Raw genomic sequence first — 3,440 nt, 5'->3', positions numbered from 1 at the left:
GCGCGCCTCGTGCCGCAGCACCTGATGCGCGCCCTCTACTACACGGCGCAGAACGTCACCGCGCAGCAGCTCGAGCACTTCGGCTCCGTCTACAAGGTCGTCCCCCGCGCCGACCTCGACGCCACCGCACGCGAAGTCGCCGAACTCATCGCGGTGAAGGACACCCGCGTCATCCGTCGCGCGAAAGAAGCGATCAACCGCATCGACCCGGTGGACGTCAAGACCAGCTACCGCATCGAGCAGGGCTTCACCTTCGAACTCAACCTCGCGGGCGTCGCCGATGAGCACCGGGACGAGTTCGTCGCAACCGGCAAGGCCCGCACCAACCAGTGACGTTGCGTGCACAACGTCCGATACACACTCTCTAGGAGTCCGAAAACCATGCGTGACAAAAGAATGTCGCTCGACGAAGTAGTCGGCGAACTGCGCAGCGGGATGACGATCGGCCTGGGCGGCTGGGGGTCGCGCCGTAAGCCTATGGCGTTGGTCCGCGCGATCCTGCGCTCCGACCTCACCGATCTCACAGTCGTCACCTACGGCGGCCCCGACCTCGGGCTGCTCTGCTCGGCAGGCAAAGTCAAGAAGGCGTACTACGGATTTGTGTCCCTGGACTCGGCTCCGTTCTACGACCCGTGGTTCGCCAAGGCGCGCACCGGCGGCGAGATCGTTGCCCGCGAAATGGACGAGGGCATGATCAAGTGCGGCCTCGAAGCCGCCGCTGCACGACTGCCGTTCCTGCCCATCCGCGCCGGTCTCGGGTCGGACGTCCTGAACTTCTGGGAGGGCGAACTGAAGACCGTCGCCTCGCCGTACCCGGCGTCCGACGGCCGCACCGAAACTCTCGTCGCGATGCCCGCACTGAATCTCGATGCGGCACTGGTGCATCTGAACGTGGGCGACGCACACGGCAATGCCGCGTACACCGGCGTCGACCCGTACTTCGACGACCTCTACTGCATGGCCGCCGAGAAGCGGTTCGTGTCGGTGGAACGCGTCGTCGATACCGACGAGCTCATCAAATCCGTTCCGCTGCAGTCGCTCATCCTCAACCGCATGATGGTCGACGGTGTCGTCGAAGCACCGAACGGTGCCCACTTCACCCTCGCCGGCGACAGCTACGGCCGCGACGAGAAGTTCCAGCGGCACTACGCCGAATCGGCCAAGGACCCCGAGTCGTGGCAGACCTTCGTCGATCGGTTCCTCTCCGGATCCGAGGACGACTACCAGGCCGCCGTCAAGGAATTCGCAGAGGAGCAGGCATGACCGCCACCGATACCACGCACAGTGGAACCGTCACTCGCGCCGAGTACTGCGCGATCGCGTGCGCGGAGATCTTCGCCGGCGCCGGTGAGATCATGGCCAGCCCGATGGCCACCCTCCCCCAGATCGGTGCGCGCCTGGCCAAGCTCACCACCGAGCCCGACCTGCTGATCACCGACGGTGAGGCTCTCATCCTCGCCGACGTCCCGGCGCTCGGCGCAAAGGCCCCGATCGAGGGCTGGATGCCGTTCCGGAAGGTGTTCGACGTGGTCGCCTCCGGTCGTCGGCACGTGGTGATGGGTGCCAACCAGATCGATCGTCACGGCAACCAGAACCTGTCGGCGTTCGGTCCGCTCCAGCAGCCCACACGGCAGATGTTCGGTGTGCGCGGCGCCCCCGGCAACACCATCAACCACGCCACGAGCTACTGGGTGGGCCGACACTCGAGCCGGGTCTTCACCGACAAGGTCGACGTGGTGTCGGGCGTCGGGTACGACAAGGTCGACCCCGAGAACCCGGCATACCGGTTCCTGAGCATTCCTCGTGTCGTCACCAACCTCGGTGTGTTCGACTTCGGCGGTCCCGACCACACGTTCCGCGCGCTGTCGCTGCACCCCGGTGTCGAGGCGGCGACAGTCGCCGAGAACACCTCGTTCGAGGTGGCCGGACTCGACGAGGCCGCTGTGACCCGCGAACCCACCGCCGAAGAACTGCGGCTCATCCGCGAGGTTCTCGATCCCAAGAACCTGCGTGACCGCGAGGTCTCGCTGTGACAGTCGGCAAGCCGTCGCTGCGCACACCCTTCACGGAGCTGGTGGGAGTCGAGCACCCCATCGTCAAGACGGGTATGGGCTGGGTGTCCGGGCCCCGCCTGACCGCCGCGACCTCCAACGCCGGCGGACTCGGCATCCTCGCATCGGCCACGATGACGTACCCCGAGCTCGAGGCCGCGGTCGCGAAAACCAAGTCGCTGACCGACAAGCCGTTCGGCGTCAACATGCGTGCCGACGCCTCGGACGCGGGACAGCGAATCGACCTGCTGATCCGCGAGAACGTCAAGGTGGCCTCGTTCGCGCTCGCGCCGAAGAAGGAACTGATCGCCAAGCTCAAGGATCACGGCATCGTCGTGATCCCGTCGATCGGTGCCGCCAAGCACGCCGTCAAGGTCGCGTCGTGGGGTGCCGATGCCGTGATCGTGCAGGGCGGTGAGGGCGGTGGGCACACCGGTCCCGTCGCGACGACGCTCCTGTTGCCCAGTGTTCTCGATGCCGTGGACATCCCGGTGGTCGCCGCGGGCGGCTTCTTCGACGGACGAGGACTGGCCGCTGCGCTCTCCTACGGCGCCGCCGGCATCGCGATGGGTACGCGATTCCTGCTGACGAGCGACAGCGCAGTGCCCGATTCGGTCAAGCAGCAGTATCTGGCGCGAGGCCTGCAGGACACGACGGTCTCGCTCAAGGTGGACGGCATGCCGCACCGCGTGCTCAACACCGACCTGGTCGACAGCCTGGAGCGGTCCAGCTACGCCAAGGGTTTGATCGCGGCCGCTCGCAATGCGACGAAGTTCAAGTCGATGACCGGCATGAAGTGGTCGACGATCGCACGCGACGGTCTCGCGATGAAGAAGGCAAGCGACCGGACGTGGCAGCAGATCATCATGGCGGCCAACACGCCGATGCTGCTCAAAGCCGGTCTGGTGGACGGCAATACGGAGGCGGGCGTCCTCGCTTCCGGCCAGGCCGTCGGTATGGTCGACGACCTGCCGAGCTGCCAGGAACTGATCGATCGGATCATGGCCGAGGCCATCGAGCGGATCGACGCGCTCGCCGCCCTGCGCGGTTAGCAACATCAGCGACGAACACGGTCTTTGCTGCGTCGGCGACGCAGCAAAGCCCGTCGTTGTTTCCTGTTGAGCCTCGGCCGGTAGGAATCGCGTGCCGCTGTTGCCTTGGCTGTAGCTTTCGCGATCAATTCGTGCGGGTGGTGCCGGTGGTTGCGGCGCCGGGTGCGGGTCGGGTCGAGCAGGTGCGGCGCGGTCCACCGGGGCCGGCCACCGTGCGGGTCGGCGGTGGTGGTCCATCCCGCGTCGGTGCCGGTGATGCGGGCGTGGTCGGCGTCGCACACCAGCGCGAGGTTGTCGAGGTCGGTGGCGCCGCCGTCGCGCCACTCACGTAGGTGGT

General features: G+C 66.5%; 4 protein-coding genes and 1 pseudogene. 4 read left to right on the top strand and 1 reads right to left on the bottom strand.

Annotation, left to right across the window (positions count from 1 at the left end):
* The 4 genes and pseudogenes from echA20 to Q8814_RS25095 all read left to right on the top strand — a co-directional run.
* Window positions 1-333: pseudogene (echA20, locus tag Q8814_RS25110) on the top strand ((7aS)-7a-methyl-1,5-dioxo-2,3,5,6,7,7a-hexahydro-1H-indene-carboxyl-CoA hydrolase); the annotation flags it as partial.
* Window positions 334-381: 48 nt separating this feature from the next.
* A complete protein-coding gene (gene ipdA, locus Q8814_RS25105; RefSeq protein WP_330154673.1) occupies window positions 382-1,263 on the top strand; it encodes a cholesterol ring-cleaving hydrolase subunit IpdA in 882 nt (293 codons plus the stop codon).
* The gene (gene ipdB / locus Q8814_RS25100) at window positions 1,260-2,033 is read left to right on the top strand and encodes a cholesterol ring-cleaving hydrolase subunit IpdB (protein WP_330154672.1); all 774 of its coding nucleotides are present in this window, start codon (window positions 1,260-1,262) and stop codon (window positions 2,031-2,033) included. Before ipdA ends, ipdB begins: the two co-directional genes overlap by 4 nt.
* The gene (locus Q8814_RS25095) at window positions 2,030-3,103 is read left to right on the top strand and encodes an NAD(P)H-dependent flavin oxidoreductase (protein WP_330154671.1); all 1,074 of its coding nucleotides are present in this window, start codon (window positions 2,030-2,032) and stop codon (window positions 3,101-3,103) included. Before ipdB ends, Q8814_RS25095 begins: the two co-directional genes overlap by 4 nt.
* A gap of 5 nt (window positions 3,104-3,108) precedes the next feature.
* Here the strand turns inward: Q8814_RS25095 and Q8814_RS25090 are convergent.
* Window positions 3,109-3,440 (bottom strand): HNH endonuclease signature motif containing protein (locus Q8814_RS25090; RefSeq protein WP_330154670.1); only part of this gene is annotated, 332 nt, incomplete at its 5' end.

Source organism: Rhodococcus chondri (assembly GCF_036327435.1).
In the GTDB taxonomy this organism is placed as follows: domain Bacteria; phylum Actinomycetota; class Actinomycetes; order Mycobacteriales; family Mycobacteriaceae; genus Rhodococcus; species Rhodococcus chondri.
This window is presented reverse-complemented; position numbering and strand designations above follow the sequence as displayed.